Here is a 19,132-nt window from a genome sequence, read left to right on the forward strand (position 1 = left end):
TAAAAACCACGATGCAATATTGTGAAATATATTTCAGTATTATTTCAAGATATTTTCAATAATTGAAATTCTTGTTGTCGAATTGCCACGGCGATGAACTGTTGTTCATTCGTTCAGGCATTAAGGGATGACAACGTCCCGCTCCCGAGCGCAAACGCTGCCGCCTGCATCCGGCGCCGCGAACTTCGGTCCCGCCGGAATTTGCGAAAGGAGCATCAATGACACCCCAGATGAAGCGCCTCCTGCTGGCGTCCACTCTCCTCATGGGCCTTCCCGCCACTGCCCATGCGCAGGACGCCGCGAGCCCTGCCGACCAGGCGGGTAGCGAAGGCGCGGCAGGCAGCGAAGGCGCGGCAGGCGGCGAAGGCGAGGCGATCGTCGTGACCGGCTCGCGCCTGTCCAACGCCAATCTCGAGCAGGCCGCGCCGATCCTCGCGCTGAGCGCCCTGGAGCTGAAGCTGACCGGCCAGGTCAACGTCGAGAACATCCTGAAGGACATGCCCCAGGTGCTGCCGGGCGCGACGAGCGCCTCCAACAACCCGGGCGACGGCGTCGCCACCGCCGACTTGCGCGGCCTGGGCACCGCGCGCACGCTGGTGCTGGTCAATGGCCGCCGCTACATATCCTATGACACCAACCAGAAAGTCGATCTCAACACGATCCCGACAGCGCTGATCGAGCGCGTCGACGTCGTGACCGGCGGCAAGTCGGCGGTCTACGGTTCGGACGCGGTGAGCGGCGTCGTCAACTTCGTGACCAAGCAGGACTACGAGGGCATCCAGGCCAACGCCAACTACCGCATCACCGATTCCGGCGACGGCGGCCAGTACACGGGCGGCCTGCTGGTCGGCAAGAACTTCGCCGACGGGCGCGGCAACGTCACGCTCTACGGCGACTACTCGAAGCGCAAGTCGATCAATCAGTCGGCCCGCAGCTATACGTCGGTGACCCAGACCGACGCCGAGACCGACGACGGCGTTCGTTATCTAACCGCCGGCGGCTCGGGCACGATCCCCGAAGGCAAGGTGACGCTGGCCGGCAAGCCCTACAAGTTCGCCCAGGACGGCAGCTACTCCGCCTACGACGGCACCACCGATGCCTACAACTACGCCTCCGAGAACTACCTGCAGATCCCGCAGAAGCGCGTGCTGCTGTCGGGGCAGGGCCACTTCGAGGTCAACGACCACCTGACGCTCTACGCCGAGGGGCAGTACGTCCACAACAAGGTCGCCAACCAGCTCGCGCCGACCCCGCTGACCGGCACCTACCTGCTCGACACCGATTCCTCGTTCCTCGCCGCGGACAGCCAGTCGCTGCTCTCCGGCTACGACACCGATGGCGACGGCTACACCTCCGCCGCGGTCAACCGTCGCCTGACAGAAGTAGGCGACCGCATCTCCAGGATCGACAGCAAGGCCTATCGCGGCCTGATCGGCGCCAAGGGAACCATCGACGGCGACTGGAACTACGACGTCTACGCCAGCTTCTCGCGCACCCGGCGCGTCGAGCGCCAGTCGGGCAACGTTTCGGCCAGCCGCGTCCAGCAGGCCCTGCTGACGACGTACGATTCGTCGGGCAACCTGGTCTGTTCGGACACCAGCAACGGCTGCGTCCCGCTGAACATCTTCGGCGCGGGCAACATCAGCGATGCGGCGGCCGACTTCATCTCGATCGACACGGTCAACCGCTCGACCATCACCGAGAAGGTCGTCAGCGGCGCGATCACCAACGACTCGCTGTTCGATCTGGGCGCCGGCTATGCCGGCCTTGCGATCGGCGCCGAGTACCGCAACGAGCACGGCTCGTTCGATCCCGACGCGGCGCTTTCTTCGGGCGACGTGATCGGCTTCAACGGCTCGGAACCGACCGCCGGCGGCTACAACGTCAAGGAGCTGTTCACCGAGATCAACGTGCCTCTGCTCGCCGACCGGCCGTTCATCGAGCGACTGGAGTTCAACGGCGCCGCCCGTTATTCCTACTACTCGACGGCAGCCAAGTCGGTCGGCACGTTCTCGGCCGGGCTCGTCTGGGCGCCGGTCAAGGACCTGAGCCTGCGCGGCCAGTTCAGCCGCGCGGTGCGCGCACCGACGGTCAACGACCTGTACAGCGGCAGCGCCCAGAACTTCGAGCCGGCGACCGATCCCTGCTCGAACCCGGACGTCGTCTCCACCGCCAGCCTCGTCTCGAGCTGCACCGCATCGGGCGTTCCTGCCAGCGCGATCGGCTCCGACTTCAGCGACACGCAGATCAACAGCGGCAACGGCGGCAATACCAAGCTGCGCGAGGAGACCGCCAACACCTATACCTTCGGCATGGTGCTGCAGCCGCAGGCGATCCCCGGGCTGTCGCTCACGGTGGACTACTACCACGTCAAGATCGACAACTTCATCACCGCCGCAGGCACGTCGAACATCATTTCGGCCTGCTACGGCACCCAGGACAATGGCTGGACGCCCTACGACACCAGCTACTGCTCGCTGCTGCCGCGTGACGGCAACACTTATGCGATCGACGGCGCGGTGGACAACCTGGCCAACTCCGGCGGGGTGAAGACCGACGGCATCGACTTCGACGCGCAGTATGCGATCCCGCTCGCCTTCGGCACCGACAACGCCAGCAAGCTGAACCTGCGCCTGAGCGGCACGCGTCTGCTGAGCTGGAAGTTCAAGCCGATCGCCTCGCTGTCTGACCTCGTGGTCGACTGCGAGGGCAGCTTCGGCCTGCTGTGCGGCAACGTCTACGCCAAGTGGCGCCTCAACGGTCGCGTGACCTGGGCGACCGAGGGCACCACGCTCTCGCTGGCCTGGCGCCACCTCTCGTCGGTCAAGGATGACGATCCCTCGACCCTCTACAGCGTCGAGAAGATCAAGCCCTACGACTACTTCGACCTGACGGCGAGCTTCGACATCGCCAAGCGCTTCACCTGGAACATCGGCATGAACAACATGTTCGACAAGAAGCCCCCGATCCTGGGCGACAACCAGGAACAGGCGAACACCTACCCGTCGACTTACGACGTCTACGGCCGGACCTTCTTCACCGGCATCACCGTCGACTTCTGAGGTCGCCAGCCCAGGGGAGCCGGTCCGCCGGTTCCCCTGGTCGCATCGCGGCTAGACCAGTTCGGCGAGCGCGGAGGCGTCGAAGCCCTTGAGGTCGGCACTGTCGCCCTTGCGGACCTTGGCCACCCACTGCGGGTCGCTGATGAGCGCGCGGCCCACGGCGACGAGGTCGAACTCGTCGCGCGCCATGCGGTCGAGCAGGCTGTCGAGGCCCACCGTCGTCGAGCTTTCGCCCCCGAACGCGGCCATGAAATCGCCCGACAGGCCGACCGAGCCGACACTGATCGTCGCGGCGCCCGTCAGCTTCTTGGCCCAGCCGGCGAAGTTGAGGCCGTTCTCTCCGTCGATCTCCGGGAACTCCGGCTCCCAGAACCGCCGCTGCGAGCAGTGCAGGACGTCCACGCCGGCATCGACCAGCGGCTGCAGCCAGTCGGCCATCAGCTCCGGCGTTTCGGCGAGGCGCGCCGCATAGTCCTGCTGCTTCCACTGGCTGACGCGCAGGATGATCGGGAAACCGGGGCCGACCGCCGCCCGTACCGCCGCGACGATCTCGGCCGCGAAGCGCGACCGTTCGCGGATCGTGGCGCCGCCGTAGCGGTCGGTGCGCAAGTTGGTGCCGGCCCAGAAGAACTGGTCAATGAGATAGCCGTGCGCCCCGTGCAGCTCCACCGTGTCGAAGCCCAGGCGCTTGGCGTCGGCGGCCGCCTTGGCGAAGGCGGCGATGGTGTCGGCGATCGCCGCCTCGTCCATGGCCACGCCGCGCGCGACGCCCGGCGCATCGAGGCCTGAGGGGCTTTCGACCGGAGCGCCCGGCACCCAGTCGCTCTGGAAGCTCTGGACCGCGCCGGTATGCCACAATTGCGGCCCCATCCGGCCACCGGCACCGTGCACGGCATCGATCACGCCCTGCCAGCCGGCGAGCGCGGCCTCGCCGTGGAAGAAGGGAATGGCCGGGTCGTTGCGCGAGGCGGGGCGGTCGACGACGGTGCCTTCCGACAGGATCAGGCCGACCCCGCCCTCGGCCCGCCGCCGGTAATAGGCCGCGTTGGCGTCGCCGGGCACGCCCCCGGGCGCGAACGAGCGGGTCATCGGCGCCATGACAATGCGGTTGGCCAGCTCGAGCGAGCCGATGCGGAAGGGGCGGAACAGGATATCGCTTGCAGATGCAGTCATCGGGGGGAATCTCCGTGGGAGCGGGAACCCGTTAGGTATGCCCGCCGGCCACCAGTTCAATGAGGGGAGGGTCAGGATTCCGTCCGCTTGCAGCGCAATCCGCATCGGGCCATGGCTGTCGTTCGGCGATCCTGCCGGTCGCGACGCGATGGGGAGAAGTGGAGCCGGTCGCGCAACCACCGCCAAGGCGAACGACGGACAGGCCGGAAGCGGCCGTTGCGGACGTTGCATCGATAGTTTTGTAGCTTCATAATCTTGGCATTGCATATTCACTGTTGGTCTATTGAGGAAACCTTATGATGGCTTTGCCGCCCTCGATCCCGATGTCTGAAGAACGGATAATTGAGCAAAAATTGATTGGATGTGGGCTGGTCGGCGCGGGTTTTTCGGTCAAATACGAAGAAGAACTTCAAAGCATTGAAGTGATCATTCAACCTGCCGCGAACGCTACGGCAGATCATTTTGGATGTATCAGGGATGCCGTCGGGCATGAGATCGTGAGGTTCGAGGACCACGATATGTATGCTGCGTACGACAACTACGCTTCAGAGGCCGCCAGACCGAAAATGCTCAAACAACTTGAAGGAGAGATTCGAAAAAAGAAGTTGTTGCAGGGCCTTCCCGAGCGCAAAGATTTCCCGTCGTTGGCTGAGTATGCGAGGGCGCTGGAAACTCATGCAGGAATGGTGCCCGGAACAGCCCTTCGGGCAGAAGGCGATGGAATTGTATTTGATCCGCCGCGTAAGGATAATCTGCCAAAAGACTTTCTGGCGGAGTACTCGGACCTTTTAAGCATCGCGATGTTCGCTTCGATGAGAGACCGTTTTAGCTTTGGCGTTATAGGGAACGCGGCAGTGGCCACTGAGCGATAGACCTGCGCAAACCACCGCCGACTCTGGACGTTCGGTTGCGCCGCCGCCCTACTCGAAAACGGTCATGTCGGCTGATTACCCCACCCGGTCATGCCGCGAACCTCGAACTTGTCTCCGCGGGCTAGTTTTCCCTCGAGGACTCGCCGTTCGGGCGGATCACGAGGTTCTGCTCGCGAGCCTGGTAGACCCGGCTGAAGGCCGGGACGTCGTGGGTCAGCCACACGTTGCCGCCGATCTCTGACCCGGCGCCGATGGTGACGCGGCCCAGGATCGTGGCGCCGGCGTAGATGACCACGCTGTTCTCGATCACGGGGTGGCGGGGCAGCGACTTGACCAGTGCTCCGGTGGGGCCCAGCGGGAAGTTCTTCGCGCCCAGCGTGACGCCCTGGTAGATGCGCACGTTGTCGCCGATGATCGCGGTCTCGCCGATGACGACGCCGGTGCCGTGGTCGATGAAGAAGCCCTGGCCGATCTGCGCGCCGGGATGGATGTCGATGCCGGTGCGGCTATGCGAAATCTCCGAAATGATCCGCGCGACCAGCGGCGCCCCGGCGAGGTGCAGCGCGTGGGCGAGACGGTGGTGGATGATCGCGAGCAGGCCCGGATAGCAGATCAGCACTTCGTCGAGGCTGCGCGCGGAGGGATCGCCCCGGAACGCGGCCTCGATGTCGATGTCGAGCAGCCGGCGGATGTCGGGCAACTGCCGCGACAGCGACAGCACGATCCGGCTCGCATCGGCATCCACCTCGTGCCGGTCTCCAGCGCCGGACGCGTACGTCAGCTCGAGCCGCAACTGGGCGTGGAGCCGGCTGAGCGCGATCTGCAGGGTCTGGGTGACGAACGTGTCCTCGTTGTGCAGGCGCACGAAATCGGGGCCGAGGCGCAGGGGAAACAGCGCACCGCACAATTCGTCGGTCACCTTGGACAGGCGCAGGCGCGATGGAAAGCTTTCGACCCCGTACTCGGCGTGGTGGGTATTGAGGTCGCGCCAGTTGCGCCGGATGTCGGCGAGTTCCTGGACGACGGACTTCACGTCCCAGAAATCGAGGGCGTCCCCGCCATGGGTATCCGCGGCGGGAGCGCCGTCGTGAACCGGCGGGTTCGCGCTGTCGGGCTGGCTGTTCATCTGGTGCGATCCTCATGTCCCCACGCGGGATCGCCGGCAGTCGGTCCGCGCTCCACTATTTGTCCACTTAAATGATAGAGAATGACCGTCAAGAACGGCGCGGACTTGCGGGGCAAAGAAAACCTGATGCGCTCGAAAGAGGACATTTGCATTCCAGCCCGGTTCGCGGTCCGGGCCGGATGCGCCGGGTTGCCACAAGGCAATAGGCGCGCCCTGGCCTCGGGGCCGGGCGGATGGCAAAAGAAAAGCCGGCCACGAGGACCGGCTTTGAAAGTTTTGGGAGAGGATGCCTGAAAGGCCCGTCCCTTTTGACGGATGCCGCAGTGCAGCACAAGTGCAGATTCTGCAAGTGTAATTTCCCCGCAGGCAACCCGGTCCATCGGCGAGGCGCGTATTTCAACGCTCCACGGGCTGCCATCCAAGTCCCAGCGCCTTCTGCAAGGCGATGAAATCCGCCGTCATCGCGGCGTTCGCCTGCGACACCGATTGCGCTGCAGCGATGGTCTGGCGTTCGGCATCGAGAAGCTGGATACGCGTGGCGACCCCTGCATCGAAGCGCTGGCGGACCAGTTTCGCACTGCGATCGGCGGTCGCCAGCGAACGTCCGGCGCTTTGCGCGGTCTGGCGTTGCGCGCCGTAGCGTGAAAGGGCGTCCTCGCAGTCCTGGAGCGCCTTGAGCACCGAACCGCGATACTGCGCCGCCGCCTCGTCCTGCGTGCCGCGCGCGCGTTCGACGTTGGCGGCATTGCGGCCGAAGTCGAGGAAGCTCCAGCTCAGGCGCGGGACCGCGATCGCCGCGAGATTGCCGGGGTCGAACATGTCCTCGGGGTGAGTGCCGCCGATCCCGATCAGGCCCATGAAGCTGAGGCTCGGGAAGCGGGCGGCCTGCGCGACGCCGATCTTCGCGGTGGCGGCGGCATATTGCCGCTCCGCCGCGCGCACGTCGGGTCGGCGCTGGAGCAGGGCGGCGGGATCGCCGATGGCGACTTGGGCCGGGGGCAGCGGGACCGCGGCAGGCACCGCGAGCGTCGTGTCGAGCGTGCCCGGCGCCTGGCCGACCAGCGTGGCGAGCGCGTTGAGATAGGCGTCGCGCTCCGCTTCGAGGGGCAGGAGCGCGGCTTCGCTCTGTTCGAGCCTGTCGCGCTGCTGCTCCACGTCGAGCTCGGAGGCCGTGCCCTGAGTCCGGCGCTGCGCGGTCAGCGTGAGCAGTTCGCGCTGCCGCCCGGCTGCATCTCGGGCAAGGACGAGGCGCTGCTGGCGGTCGCGCAAGTTGACGTAGGCCTGGGCGACTTCGGCGGTCAGGCCGACCTGGGCATCGGCGGTATTGGCCTCGGCGGCGTCGAGCTGCGCGCGTGCGGCCTCGACCCCGCGGCGCTTGCCGCCCCACAAGTCCACTTCCCAGCTCGCATCGAAGCCCAGGTTGTAGAAGTTGAGCGACTGGCTGTCGGAATCGCCGCTATCTCCGTCACTTGCGCCGCTATCCTCGGAATTGCCGAGGTTCACGCCCGGGACGGTCGCATGGAGGTAGAGCGCCGAGGCATTGGCTTTGGGCGCGGCATTGGCGCGCTCGGACCGCACCGAGGCGCGGGCCTGCCGGACGCGGGCCCGGGCGATGGCGATGTCGGGGTTGGCGGCCAAGGCCTGCTCCTCGAGGCCGTCGAGCACCGGGTCGCCAAGTGCCTTCCACCAGGCGGCGACGGCAGGCGCCTCGGTGCCGGCATCGGGCACCGCTCGTGCGAAACGGCCGGGCGGCGGGGTAGCACCGGCGGCGGCCGGCCCCTGGTAATCGGGTCCGGCCGTGCAGGCCGCCAGGCAGAAGAGCGGCAGGGTGAGGATCGGGAAACGCATCGAATTCAGCCTCAGTGCATTGCGACCGATTGGCCCTTGGGGAGGGGTCGCAGGAACAGGACGAGCGGGAGGACGGCGAGGATGCCCACTCCGAGTATCCAGAAGATGTCGTTGAAGGTCATCACCAGCGCCTCGCGCTGGATGGTGCCGGAGAGCGTGCGCAGGGCCGCGTCCGGGCCGCCGAGCGACTTGCCGAGGGTAGACAGATAGTCCTGCACGCCGACCGAATTGGCGCTCAGCGATTCCTCCAGGCGTCGGCTGTGGAACCAGGTCCTCTGGTCCTGGACGGTGGCGATGCCGGCCAGCGCCAGCGACCCGCCGAGGTTGCGCACGGCATTGAACAGTCCGGCGGCGTCGCCTGCATCCTCGCGCGGCACCGATGCGATCGCCGCCTGGTTGAGGAACAGGAACCCCATGATCGTACCGACGCCGCGCAGGAGTTGGGAGTCCACGAAGTCGTGGCCTACCGCCTGGGCGGTCAGCACGGTGTCGATCAGGCAGCTCGTGGCCATGGCGGCCAGCCCGAGGCCGACCGCGATGCGGATGTCGATGTTGCGGATCATGAACGGGGTGAACGGCATCAGGATCATGCTGGGAATGCCGGAAATCAGCACGATCTTGCCCGATTGCAGCGCGTTGTAGTCGGCGATGGCAGCGAGGAACTGCGGAATCACGTAGGCGGACCCGTACAGCATCATGCCGATCACCAGGCCCATCACCGCGACCGATCCGAACTGGCGGTCGAGCAGCAGGCTCAGCTTGATGACCGGGCGCTTGGCGTAGACCTGCCCGGCGAACAGCAGGACGAAACCGATGGCGGTGACGATCGCCATCTCGACGATGACCCGGCTCTGGAACCATTGCTCTCGCTGGCCTTCCTCGAGCACGATCGTGAGCCCGCCCAGGCCCAGCGCCATGCCGGCGATGCCGAACCAGTCGGCCTGCCGCAGCTCGCGCCATTGCGGCCTGGCGTGCGGCATCGTCGTCAGCAGCAGGGTGACCAGCAGGATGCCGACCGGCAGGTTGAGGAAGAAGGCGTAGTGCCAGCTGATGTTCTCGGTAAGCCACCCACCGATCAGCGGGCCGAGCAGCGGCCCAAGGATCGCGGTGACGCCGAAGATCGCATTGCCGATCGGTTGCTGGGACCGGGGCAGGCGGGTGGCGATGATCGTCATCGCGGTGGGGATCAGGGCCCCGCCCGTGAAGCCCTGACCGACGCGGCCGATCACCATCATCGTCAGGTTGGTCGATACCCCGCAGACCATCGAGAAGATCGTGAACAGGATCGCCGCGCCCAGCAGGAACGTGCGCAGCCCGAGCATCCGCTCGAGCCAGGCGGACAGCGGGATGATGACGATCTCGGCGACGAGGTAGGCCGTGGAAATCCAGGTGCCCTCGGTGCCACTGGCGCCGATCTCGCCCTGGATCGTGGGCAGCGCGGAGTTGACGATCGAAATGTCCAGCGTGGCCATCATCGCGCCGAGACTGCCGGCGGCGACGGCGAGCCAGGCGCTGGCGTCGGCCCGTTGCGGCGCGGCCGGATCCGCGCCCGAACCCTTCGACGTGCTCATCTTCCGGCCCGGTCGCCGGCCTGGCCGGCGGTTCGCTCGTTGTGCCGCTCCTGCTCCTTGCGGATGCGATCCTCGCTGCCACGGGCGGAACGCGTGTCGACACTGGCTTCGACGGACATGCCGGGGACCAGCAGCTTGCGCGTCTCGGGCCCCGCGTTGATGGCGATGCGCACGGGAATGCGCTGCACGATCTTGGTGAAGTTGCCGGTCGCGTTCTGCGGAGGCAGGATCGAGAACTGCGCGCCGGTGCCGGGCGCGATGCTCTCGATGACGCCGCGCAGTTCCACGCCGGGAAGCGCGTCGACTTCGACCGAGACCGGCTGCCCGACCCGCATCAGGCCGAGTTGGGTCTCCTTGAAGTTCGCGGTGACGTAGAGGCTGCGGTCGGGCACCAGCGACATGAGGCGTGTCGACGCCTGGACGAACTGCCCCTGGCGCACGCTCTTGCTGCCGATGCGGCCATCGGCCGTCGCGCGCAGGATCGTCGCCTCGACATCGGTGTTGGCGGCGGCGAACTGGGCGCGGGCCGCTTCGCCCTGGGCTTCGGCCTGGCGCTTCTGCGCCTGGAGGGTGGCGACGCGCTTCTGCGCGCTGGAAAGCGCGGCCCTTGCCTCCGCCGTCTTGGCCCGGGCCTGGGTCGCCTCGTTCTCGAGCTGTGCGAGCTGCTGGCGCGTTTCGGCCCCGGTCGCCGCGAGCGGCCGGTAGCGTGCCACTTCGCGCGCCGCGTGGTCGGCCTCGGCCTGAGCGGCGGCAAGCTGCGCGCGCGCCTGGTCGATCGAGGCGGACTGCTCGTCGATCTGCGCCACGACGCCAGAGACGTTGGCTTTCGCCACATCGATCTGCGCTTGCGACTGCGAGGCCTGGGCGCGATAATCGCGCGGGTCGATCAGCACCAGCGGGGCGCCGGCCTTCACCGCCTGGTTCTCCGAAACGAACACCTTGTCGACATAGCCGGAAATCTTCGGCGCCACGGTGATCGCATCGGACTGGATGAAGGCGTCGTCGGTCTCTTCCTGGAACCGGCCGAACGACATGTAGCGCACGCCCCACAGGCCGCCCCCGACGACGATCACGGCGGCGGCCGCCATGAGGATCAGCCGGTTACGTGTCTTCTTGGAGGAGTTTACGGGGCTTTCGGTCGAATCAGTAGCGGCCGCGTGGGCCGGCGTGTCGATGCTGTCGTTCATGGATTCACTCAAAATCGCTTACGCGATGCCTATGCTCGCTGTTGCAACATAGCGCAATACCATTTAGTGAGGGTCCTCATGAAATCCTCCGACGAAGATCTGCTGACGGACCTGGGGCGGCTCTATTCCATGCTGCGGCGGCGTTTCGACCGCGCCATGAGCGAGCAGGGCGCGTCGCTCGCACGGACCAAGATGCTCATCGTGATCCAGTCCGAAGGTGGCACGCTGCGGGCGGCGGATATCGCCGACAGGTTTGGAATCACGCCACGAACCGTGACCGAGGCCGTCGACGGGCTCGAACGCGAAGGCCTCGTCGTACGCCGTCCGGACCCCGAGGATCGCCGTGCCAAGCGCCTCGAGATAACCCCGGCGGGCGAAGCTGCGATCGCCGTGACGGAGCCCTTGCGGCGCCGCCTGGTCCAGGAAATCTTCGCGGTCCTCGGCGATCGGGAAGCCGAGCACCTGCATCAGACCGTTCGTAAATTGCTGCAGTGCGATCTTGCTGCCTGAGGCTTTTCCTCGGCCTATACTTCGTGGTACAAGTAGCCTCGCTGTCATCTGCACCGCAAAACCGGGCAGACCCTCAAGGAGAGGTAGTATGGAGAGGATACATCCCAGCTTTTGCGACTGCAGCTTCGGGTTGCTGTGCCTTTGCAGTCTTTCATCGCTGGTCCTCACAGGCAGTGTCTACGCGCTGCTCGGCTAGAGCGGACGATCCTTGACGGAGACCCCGCGCCGTCGTCGCCCCGATGCAAGTCCGGGAGACGGTTCAGCGCGGGGTATCGCCATGCTCCGAAAGCTGCCGCTCCAGACTATGGCTGACCAGCGGTATCTCCCAAGAAGACGTCTCGCCCCGCCATTCGCGCTCGACCATCAGCGCCCCGTCCCTTGCGACCAGGCGATAGCTGCCGCGCGCCCATAGCGCGGGCGCCGCCTGGCGGCAGGCCAGCAACCTGCGGGTCAAGGCCAGTTTGCGCACGGACAAACCGGCATCGCTGCCGCCCATCGCCTCGAGCGCCGGCCAGTCCACCGGGCGGCGGTTGTCCGGGTCGGTGAGCGCGGGCGCGAGGCCTTCGGTGCCCTGGTAGATGTCGGGGACGCCCGGCGCAGTGAGTTGCAGGGCGACCTGGGCGAGCACGATCGTCTCCGTGGCCGCGTCGAATGCAGCGGCGACGGGAGCGGCCATCGCCGTCCCTTCGGCGATCTCGCGATGGAGGGTGGAGGCAAGGGCGGCGACCCGGGCTTCGATCGCCTCGTCCGGCGCCTCGTGGCGGGAGAGGTCCTTGGCCTCGCGCATGGCCTTGCCGATGTGGGCGGCGATCCGCTTGTCCGCGCCGGACTGGCCACGCAGCATCAGGGCCGTCTGAACCGCGTAGATGCCCCAGCGCTCCGGCAGCCCGGCGTCACGGGCCCGTTCCCGTGCCGTCCGGTACAGGCCTTGCGCAAGCTGCGGGAAATGGCTGAGCGCGATGAGCACCGCGCGCGCGTCCGCCGAGCGCTTGGTATCGTGCGTGGACAGCGCGGTGAGCGCCAGCGGCGTCTCGTCGGCGCGCGCGGCCATGGCTGCGGCGAAACGTTCGGGGTCGATCGCGTCGAGGTCGGGCTCGGAGCCGACTTCGCACAAGGGCAGGAAGGCGACGCTGCGGAAGAACACGGTGTCTTCCTCGGACTTGGCGGTGAGTGCGCCGGTCAGTTGTTCGAAGCGTGCCGCGAAGGTGCGGGCGAGCGGATCGTCGGGCGCGCGCAGCAGGCCCAGCGCCGAGCCCGGGCCAGCTTCGCCCACGGCATCGGCCACCAGGGCGGACAACGGGCACAGGTCGGCGGCATAGGAGCGGTACACCGGCCAGGCCATCGCCAGCCGGGCGATCGCCTCGGCCAACGCGGGCCGCGCGCCCTCGTCGGCGGCGAGCGCGGTCATGGCCGCGTCGGTGACCCGGCGCAGTTCCGGAGCGAAGACCTCGTCCAGCAGTTCCCGGCGAACCTTGCGCACTTCCTGCGCCGTGGACGAAGGCACCGCGCCCGCCGCCGCCTCGCGCATCGCGGCAAGGCCCTGCGGGTCGGTGAGGAGGCGGGTGAGGGGGCCCATGAACTCGTAGCCGCTCATCCCTTCGATCGGCCAGGATGCCGGAATGGTCTCGGCGGGCTTGACGATCTTCTCGATCCAGACCGGAATGTCGCCGACCGCCTCGCGCAACTGATGCAGGTAGCCGCCCGGACGGGCGAGGCCGTCGATGTGGTCCACGCGCAGGCCCTGCACGCGTCCGGCCGCGACCTGCTCGATGATCCAGCGATGGGTGAGCGCGAAGACCTCCGGGTCTTCCTGCCGCACGCCGATCAGGTCGGTGATGTTGAAGAAGCGGCGGTGGACGATCCGGTCCGCACTGGTGCGCCAGTGCCCCAGCGACCAGTGCTGTTCGCCGAGCAGGGCATCGAGAGTCCGCGCATCGAGCGGCCCGCCGGCGGCCGCCAGGTCGGTGGCGAGGTCGCTCGGGCGCAGCGGATACGTGCGGTCGTAGACGCGCAGGCGCGGGTCTGCGGGGTCACCGGCGAGCGCGATCTGGCCGTCCGCCAGCAACTGGGCAGGAGTGCCGTCGAGCACCGGGAAGTGGATCGGGCCCCTCTCCCAGTCGATGTCGAACACGGCGGCATGGCGACTGTCGCGCCCGTGGCGCAGCACGTCGGCGAGGAACGGGTTCTCGGGCGTGAAGGCCATGTGGTTGGGCACGATGTCGACGACGATGCCGATGCCGCAGAGCTGCGCCGCCTCGCTCAGCCGCCGGAAGGCCGCCTCGCCGCCGAGTACCGGGTCGATGCAGGTCGGGTCGATCACGTCGTAGCCGTGGGTCGACCCGCTCGCGGCGTGGAAGGGCGGGGCGAGGTAGAGGTGGCTGACGCCCAGTCGGCCCAGCCACGGCAGCAGCGCCCGCGCGCGGTCGAGGTCGACACCCTCGCGCAATTGCAGGCGGTAGGTGGCGACGGGCGTGGCGGCTTGCGGCATCGAGGTCACTCCGGGGTAACGGCGGCCGAGAACGCGAAAGGGCTGGATGCGGCGGCAAGCTGCAGGATCGGTCCGGCAAGCGGCTCGAAGTGGCCGGCGGGGCCGCCCAGGCAGGCGCGCACGTGCAGCGTACCGGGCTCGAAAGACCAGCGCGCCTCGATCGTCGCACCCTCCCGCCGCACCGTCGCGACCGGGTTCGGGTTGCGGGCGATCAGGGGGACGACGTGGCTGGCGCGCAAGGTCAGCAACCCGTGGACGAACTGCTCGTGGGCGCGCTGTTCGGGCCGGTCGGGCGCGCGGATCTTCGAGGCGAGGAAGGTTTCGCGCGCGATCGGGTCCGGCACTTCGCCGCTAAATGAGCTGAAGCCCGCGAACTCCGCCGCGCGGCCCTTGCGCACCGCTTCGGCGAGATCGCCCGAAAAGTCGGCGAAGAACTGGAACGGCGCATCGGTGAGGAACTCGTCGCCCATGAACAGCATCGGCACGAAGGGCGAGAGCAGGGTGAGCGCGGTGACGACGCGGATGGCGTGGCGGTCGGGCGCGAGCTGGTGCAGGCGTTCGCCCCGGGCGCGGTTGCCGACCTGGTCGTGGTTGCCGGTGAAGTTGACAAAGGCGGTCCGGGGGAGATGGCCCGAGCGTTCGCCGCGCAGCGTTCCGGCCGGGCGGGGCTGGCCCTGCTCGACGTAGCCATCGGCGAGGGCGGTGGCCATGTCGCCGACGGGATCGACCGCGAAGGGGGCGTAGTAGCTTTCGTCCTCGCCGGTCAGCAGGCAGTGGACGGCATGGTGCCAGTCGTCGTTCCAGGTGGCGTCGAACGGGGCTCGAGCGGTGAAGTAACGGGCCAGGTTGCGCTCGTCCTCGGTGACGAGGTGGATCTGGCGGTCCCATTCGAGGCCGCGGACACGATCGCCCAGTTCGTCGAGGAAATGGCGGCCCGAGCGGTCCTCGATGGCATGGACGGCATCGAGGCGCAGGCCGTCGAAGCGGTATTCCTCCAGCCAGTACACGGCGTTGGCGAGGAAGAACTCGCGCACTGCCGGGGTCTCGAAGGCGATGCCCTGGCCCCAGAGCGAGGTGCGGTCGACGTGGAAGAAGGCCTCGTTCCAGGCGCCCAGGTAGTTTCCCGAGGGACCGAAGTGGTTGTAGACGACGTCCAGCAGCACGCCCATGCCGAGACCATGCGCGGCATCCACGAAAGCCCGCAGGTCGTCGGGCGTGCCGTAGGCCGGGTGCGGCGCATAAGGCAGCACGCCGTCGTAGCCCCAGCCGCGCTCGCCGTCGAACTGGGCGAGCGGCATCAGCTCGATCATCGTCACGCCCAGTTCGCACAGGCGCACCAGCTGGCCGCGGGCGGCGGCGAGCGTGCCTTCGTCCGTGAAGGTGCCCAGGTGCAGTTCGTAGACGACCGCCTCGTGCCACGGCCGGCCGGCCCACTGCGCCTGCCATGCGAACGTCGATGGGTCGACGAGGCGCGAGGGGCCATGGACGTCCCCGACCTGGGCGCGGGCAGCCGGGTCGGGGTAGGCGGCGCCATCGATCAGCCAGCGGTAGGCATCACCGGCCGCCGCTTCGGTCTCGAGCTGCCACCAGCCGTCGCCCGCCGCTTGCGCCGGCCGTGCCGCGCCGGCCAGATCGACCGCCACGTCGCTTGCATCCGGTGCCCAGAGGCCGAAGTCCCAGCGGTCGGCGCCGATCGGACGGGCGCCCCATTTCCCGTGTACCATGGAGCCCTCAGACCGGGCGGAACAGGCAGAGGCTGGCCGGCGAGATCGCTGCCGCTTCGCCGGTGATCGGCTCGGAAGTGAAGGGATCGTCGCGGGCGGTGTCGAGCACGCGCACCCAACGGTCGGCGCCGTTGCCGCTGGGCAGGGTGAAGTCGAGCCCGTCGCCGGCGTTGACCACCGCGAACAGCGGCCGCCCGCCGTCGAGGAACACCTCCCTCGCGGAGTAGTCGACCATCATGCCCAGCACCTTGAGGCCGGGCTGTTCCCATAGCTCGGCGTCCATGGGCCGGCCGTCGGGCTGGAACCACGCGATCTCGACGCGCTCGTTGTCGCTGGCGTCGCCGCGCAGGAAGTTCTCCTGGCTGAGCACCGGGAACTGGTGGCGCAGGGCGATCATGTTCGTGCAGAAGTCGAGGAAGTCGTCGTCCCTCGCGCGCCAGTCGACCCAGCCCAGTTCGTTGTCCTGGCAGTAGACGTTGTTGTTGCCTTGCTGGCTGTTGCCGATCTCGTCGCCCGAGAGGATCATCGGCACGCCCTGGCTGACCAGCAGCGTCGCCATCATCGCGCGGCGACGGCGGGCGCGGGCGGCATTGATGCCCTCGTCCTCGGTCGGGCCCTCGGCGCCCATGTCGTCGGAGATGTTGTTGTCGTGCCCGTCGGCGCCGCCTTCGCCGTTCGCCTCGTTGTGACGGTCGTTGTACGAGACGGTGTCCATCAGCGTGAACCCGTCGTGCGCGGCGAGGAAGTTGATCGATGCGGTCGCGCCCCGGTCGGAATGGTTGAACTGCACCGGCGAGCCGATCAGGTGCTGGGCGATGTCGCCGACCTGGCCCTCGTCGCCCCTCCAGAAGGCGCGCGTGGTGTCGCGGAACTTGTCGTTCCATTCGCGGAAGGGGTGGGGGAAGCCGCCGACCTGATAGCCGCCCAGGCCCACGTCCCAGGGCTCGGCGATCAGCTTGACCCCGCCCAGGATCGGGTCCTGGCGGATCGCGTCGAAGAAGCCGCCCTCGCGGTCGAAGCCTTCCGCCTCGCGGCCCAGCGTCGAGGCGAGGTCGAAGCGGAAGCCGTCGACGTGCATGACCTGGACCCAGTAGCGCAAGCTGTCGAGCACCATGCGCATGACCATCGGATGCGCCACCGCCAGCGTGTTTCCGGTGCCGGTGGTGTCGAAGCTGTGGCGCGCGTTCTCGGGGGACAGCAGATAGTAGCTGGCGTTGTCGAGGCCCCGGAAGCACAGCGTCGGGCCTTTTTCCGAGCCTTCGGCGGTGTGGTTGTAGACCACGTCCATGATGACCTCGATCCCCGCCTTGTGGAACCGCTTCACCATGTCCTTGAACTGCTTGATCGCCCGGGGCGCGACGTCGCCGCTGCGCAGGAAGCGCGGTTCGGGGGCGAAGAAGCCGAGCGTCTGGTAGCCCCAGTAGTTCGACAGGCCCTTGTCGAGCAGCATCCGGTCGTCGAGGAAGAACTGGCAGGGCAGCAGCTCGATCGCGGTCACGCCCAGCTTGCGCAGGTGATGCAGGATCGGGTCGCTCGCCATGCCCTCGTACGTGCCGCGCAGCGCCTCGGGAACGTCGGGATGGAGCATGGTGAGCCCGCGCACATGGGCCTCGTAGACCACGGTTTCGGTCCAGGGGCGGGCGAGGGTCTGGTCGTTCTCCCAGTCGAAGTCGGGGTCCTGGACCACGCTCTTGACCATGAAAGGCGCGGAATCGCGGGTGTCGAAGGTCAGGTCGTCCTGCGTCGCCAGGTCGTATCCCCACAGCGCGTCGTCCCAGCGCACCGCGCCCGATACTTCGCGGGCATAAGGGTCGAGCAGCAGTTTGTTGGGATTGAAGCGGTGGCCCTGTGCGGGCTCGTAGGCACCATGGGCGCGGAAGCCGTAGAGCTGGCCGGGCTTGATGCCGGGCACGTAGCCGGTGAACACCGACCCCTCTCGCGAGGGCAGTTCCATGCGCGAGACTTCCTCGACGCCGTCGTCGCTGAACAGGCACAGTTCGATGGCCTCGGCATTTTCGGAAAAGACCCCGAAATGCGTACCTTGGCCGGTGAATTCCGCGCCCAGTTCATGGATGAGCCGTTCGGGCTTGGCGAAGGAAAAGCTGGCGGACCCCTGCGACATCGTGATGCTCCTCATGCACGGAGCCGGCAGCGAGCCGCCTGCAGTTCCCGTGATGCTGCAAGCGCTAACTCGCGTGGTGGCGAGGCGTTCCCGTCCTGCGATGCGGTCTTCGATCGATGAACGCCTGGTCCCGGGTCGGGCCCGGGGCGGCGAGAGTTGACATTTGTAACCAATTAGGTTATACGCCGCGACATCCGCCAGCCCAAGTACACGGCTGTCCGGTGTATGGGGTCGGCGTCGGTGGCCGGGTCGCGGTTTCAAGCCGCAGCTTGCGCGCTCAGGCGTCCGTTCAAGGCCCGGACCGTCTTCTAGGCTCTGGAGCCGCACCCTTTCATCGGCGCGGTGTACCGGAAGTCCCATGACCGCCAACGATGCGAGCCCTAACGTCGGTCATACGAGACGGCTCCGATGGAATGCAGGTCGCGCCGGGCTGTATCCAGCCGCTACCCGGCCATTCGCACGCGATGACGGAACCCCGCGGCCCCGCCAGGACGCCGCCGACGCCGGCCCGATGTTCGTGCCATCGCGTTGATTTTCCAGGCGTTATCCCGCATTCGCCAGCGGGCGCCCACGCATGTCCGTCCGGTTCCTTCCCCGCCGGGCGCGGGGAGGAATGCGTCAGCCGACGAAGGCGCGTTCGATCACGAAGTCGGCCGGCTTGCTGTTCGAACCCTCGTGGAAGCCCAGGCCTTCCAGCATGGCGGCAATGTCCTTGTTCATCGCCATCGAGCCGCAGAGCATGACGCGGTCGGTCTCGGGGACGAGGCGCGCTTCGCCCGGCAGGCCCTCGAACAGGCGGCCGTTCTCGATCAGCGTGTTGATGCGGCCGGTGGTGTGGAACGGTTCGCGCGTGACGGTGGGCACGTAAGTCAACTGCAGCAGCGCCTGGTCCTCGACCAGCGGGTCGCCGGCGAGCTGGCTTTCCAGTTCCTCGCGGAAGGCGAGGTCGGCGACGGTGCGGACCGAATGGACCACCACGACCTGCTCGAACATCTCGTAGACGTCGGGATCGCGGATCAGCGAGAGGAACGGCGCGAGGCCGGTGCCCGAGCCGAACAGGAACAGGCGCTTGCCCGGCGACAGCGCGTCGGTCACCAGGGTGCCGACCGGCTTGCGGCCGAGGTAGATCTGGTCGCCCGGCTGGATCAACTGCAGCTTGGAGGTCAGCGGGCCATCCTCGACCTTGATCGAGAGGAACTCGATCTCCTCGGCCCACGAGGGGCTGGCGATCGAATAGGCGCGCAGCAGCGGCTTGCCGTTGTCGCCCTGGAGCCCGATCATGATGAACTCGCCCGAGCGGAAGCGGAACGAGGCGGGACGCGTGATCTTGAAGCTGAAAAGGTGCTCGTTCCAGTGATGGACCGAGAGCACTTCTTCAACGGTCAGGGCGGCAGTCGGCTCCAGGGTAGCGGAAACCAGGGTGGCCGCCTCGGCCTTGTCATCGCTCAT

The 19,132-nt window shown here is 67.3% G+C and carries 13 protein-coding genes; 4 read left to right on the top strand and 9 right to left on the bottom strand.

All coding sequences use genetic code 11. The annotated features are described in order from the left end of the window. Positions 1-218: 218 nt before the first annotated feature. Positions 219-3,062, top strand: coding sequence for a TonB-dependent receptor (locus ACFFDA_RS06635; RefSeq protein WP_404477186.1), 2,844 nt, complete (start codon positions 219-221; stop codon positions 3,060-3,062). A gap of 51 nt (positions 3,063-3,113) precedes the next feature. On the opposite strand, the gene ACFFDA_RS06640 is transcribed toward ACFFDA_RS06635, so the two are convergent. Beyond that, positions 3,114-4,235 carry an NADH:flavin oxidoreductase gene (locus ACFFDA_RS06640; RefSeq protein WP_404477188.1) on the bottom strand — a complete coding sequence of 374 codons (1,122 nt, stop codon included), beginning with the start codon at positions 4,233-4,235 and terminating at the stop codon, positions 3,114-3,116. A 296-nt stretch (positions 4,236-4,531) separates the two neighbouring features. Between ACFFDA_RS06640 and ACFFDA_RS06645 the strand changes: the two genes are divergently transcribed. Beyond that, positions 4,532-5,107, top strand: a complete 576-nt coding sequence (locus ACFFDA_RS06645; RefSeq protein ID WP_404477190.1) for a hypothetical protein — start codon at positions 4,532-4,534, stop codon at positions 5,105-5,107. A 121-nt stretch (positions 5,108-5,228) separates the two neighbouring features. On the opposite strand, the gene epsC is transcribed toward ACFFDA_RS06645, so the two are convergent. Continuing rightward, complete coding sequence (gene epsC / locus ACFFDA_RS06650; protein WP_404477191.1) at positions 5,229-6,233, bottom strand: serine O-acetyltransferase EpsC; 1,005 nt, start codon at positions 6,231-6,233, stop codon at positions 5,229-5,231. Between the two features lie 81 nt (positions 6,234-6,314). Here epsC and ACFFDA_RS06655 point away from each other — a divergent pair, with 81 nt between their 5' ends. Then, complete coding sequence (locus tag ACFFDA_RS06655; protein WP_404477193.1) at positions 6,315-6,527, top strand: hypothetical protein; 213 nt, start codon at positions 6,315-6,317, stop codon at positions 6,525-6,527. A gap of 102 nt (positions 6,528-6,629) precedes the next feature. Here the strand turns inward: ACFFDA_RS06655 and ACFFDA_RS06660 are convergent, their stop codons facing one another. From ACFFDA_RS06660 to ACFFDA_RS06670, 3 genes are read right to left on the bottom strand one after another with little or no spacing between them, the layout of a single operon-like run. After that, positions 6,630-8,081, bottom strand: a complete 1,452-nt coding sequence (locus tag ACFFDA_RS06660; RefSeq protein ID WP_404477195.1) for an efflux transporter outer membrane subunit — start codon at positions 8,079-8,081, stop codon at positions 6,630-6,632. 11 nt (positions 8,082-8,092) lie between these two features. After that, positions 8,093-9,652 (bottom strand): DHA2 family efflux MFS transporter permease subunit, encoded by a 1,560-nt coding sequence (locus tag ACFFDA_RS06665; protein WP_404477197.1) that lies wholly within the window; start codon positions 9,650-9,652, stop codon positions 8,093-8,095. Further along, positions 9,649-10,839 carry an HlyD family secretion protein gene (locus ACFFDA_RS06670; protein ID WP_404477199.1) on the bottom strand — a complete coding sequence of 397 codons (1,191 nt, stop codon included), beginning with the start codon at positions 10,837-10,839 and terminating at the stop codon, positions 9,649-9,651. The genes ACFFDA_RS06665 and ACFFDA_RS06670 overlap by 4 nt, the downstream gene beginning before the upstream one ends. Positions 10,840-10,917: 78 nt before the next feature. Here ACFFDA_RS06670 and ACFFDA_RS06675 point away from each other — a divergent pair, with 78 nt between their 5' ends. After that, positions 10,918-11,349, top strand: coding sequence for a MarR family winged helix-turn-helix transcriptional regulator (locus tag ACFFDA_RS06675; protein WP_404477201.1), 432 nt, complete (start codon positions 10,918-10,920; stop codon positions 11,347-11,349). A gap of 259 nt (positions 11,350-11,608) precedes the next feature. Here the strand turns inward: ACFFDA_RS06675 and treY are convergent, their stop codons facing one another. The 4 genes from treY to ACFFDA_RS06695 all read right to left on the bottom strand — a co-directional run bounded on the left by treY (position 11,609) and on the right by ACFFDA_RS06695 (position 19,132). Next, positions 11,609-13,837, bottom strand: coding sequence for a malto-oligosyltrehalose synthase (treY, locus tag ACFFDA_RS06680; RefSeq protein ID WP_404477203.1), 2,229 nt, complete (start codon positions 13,835-13,837; stop codon positions 11,609-11,611). A 5-nt stretch (positions 13,838-13,842) separates the two neighbouring features. Continuing rightward, a complete protein-coding gene (treZ, locus tag ACFFDA_RS06685; protein WP_404477205.1) occupies positions 13,843-15,561 on the bottom strand; it encodes a malto-oligosyltrehalose trehalohydrolase in 1,719 nt (572 codons plus the stop codon). 7 nt (positions 15,562-15,568) lie between these two features. After that, positions 15,569-17,683 carry a glycogen debranching protein GlgX gene (gene glgX / locus ACFFDA_RS06690; RefSeq protein ID WP_404477207.1) on the bottom strand — a complete coding sequence of 705 codons (2,115 nt, stop codon included), beginning with the start codon at positions 17,681-17,683 and terminating at the stop codon, positions 15,569-15,571. 618 nt (positions 17,684-18,301) lie between these two features. After that, a complete protein-coding gene (locus ACFFDA_RS06695; protein WP_404477209.1) occupies positions 18,302-19,132 on the bottom strand; it encodes a ferredoxin--NADP reductase in 831 nt (276 codons plus the stop codon).

The sequence above is a fragment of the Novosphingobium sp. BL-52-GroH genome (assembly GCF_044813085.1).
Classification (GTDB): Bacteria; Pseudomonadota; Alphaproteobacteria; order Sphingomonadales; family Sphingomonadaceae; genus Novosphingobium.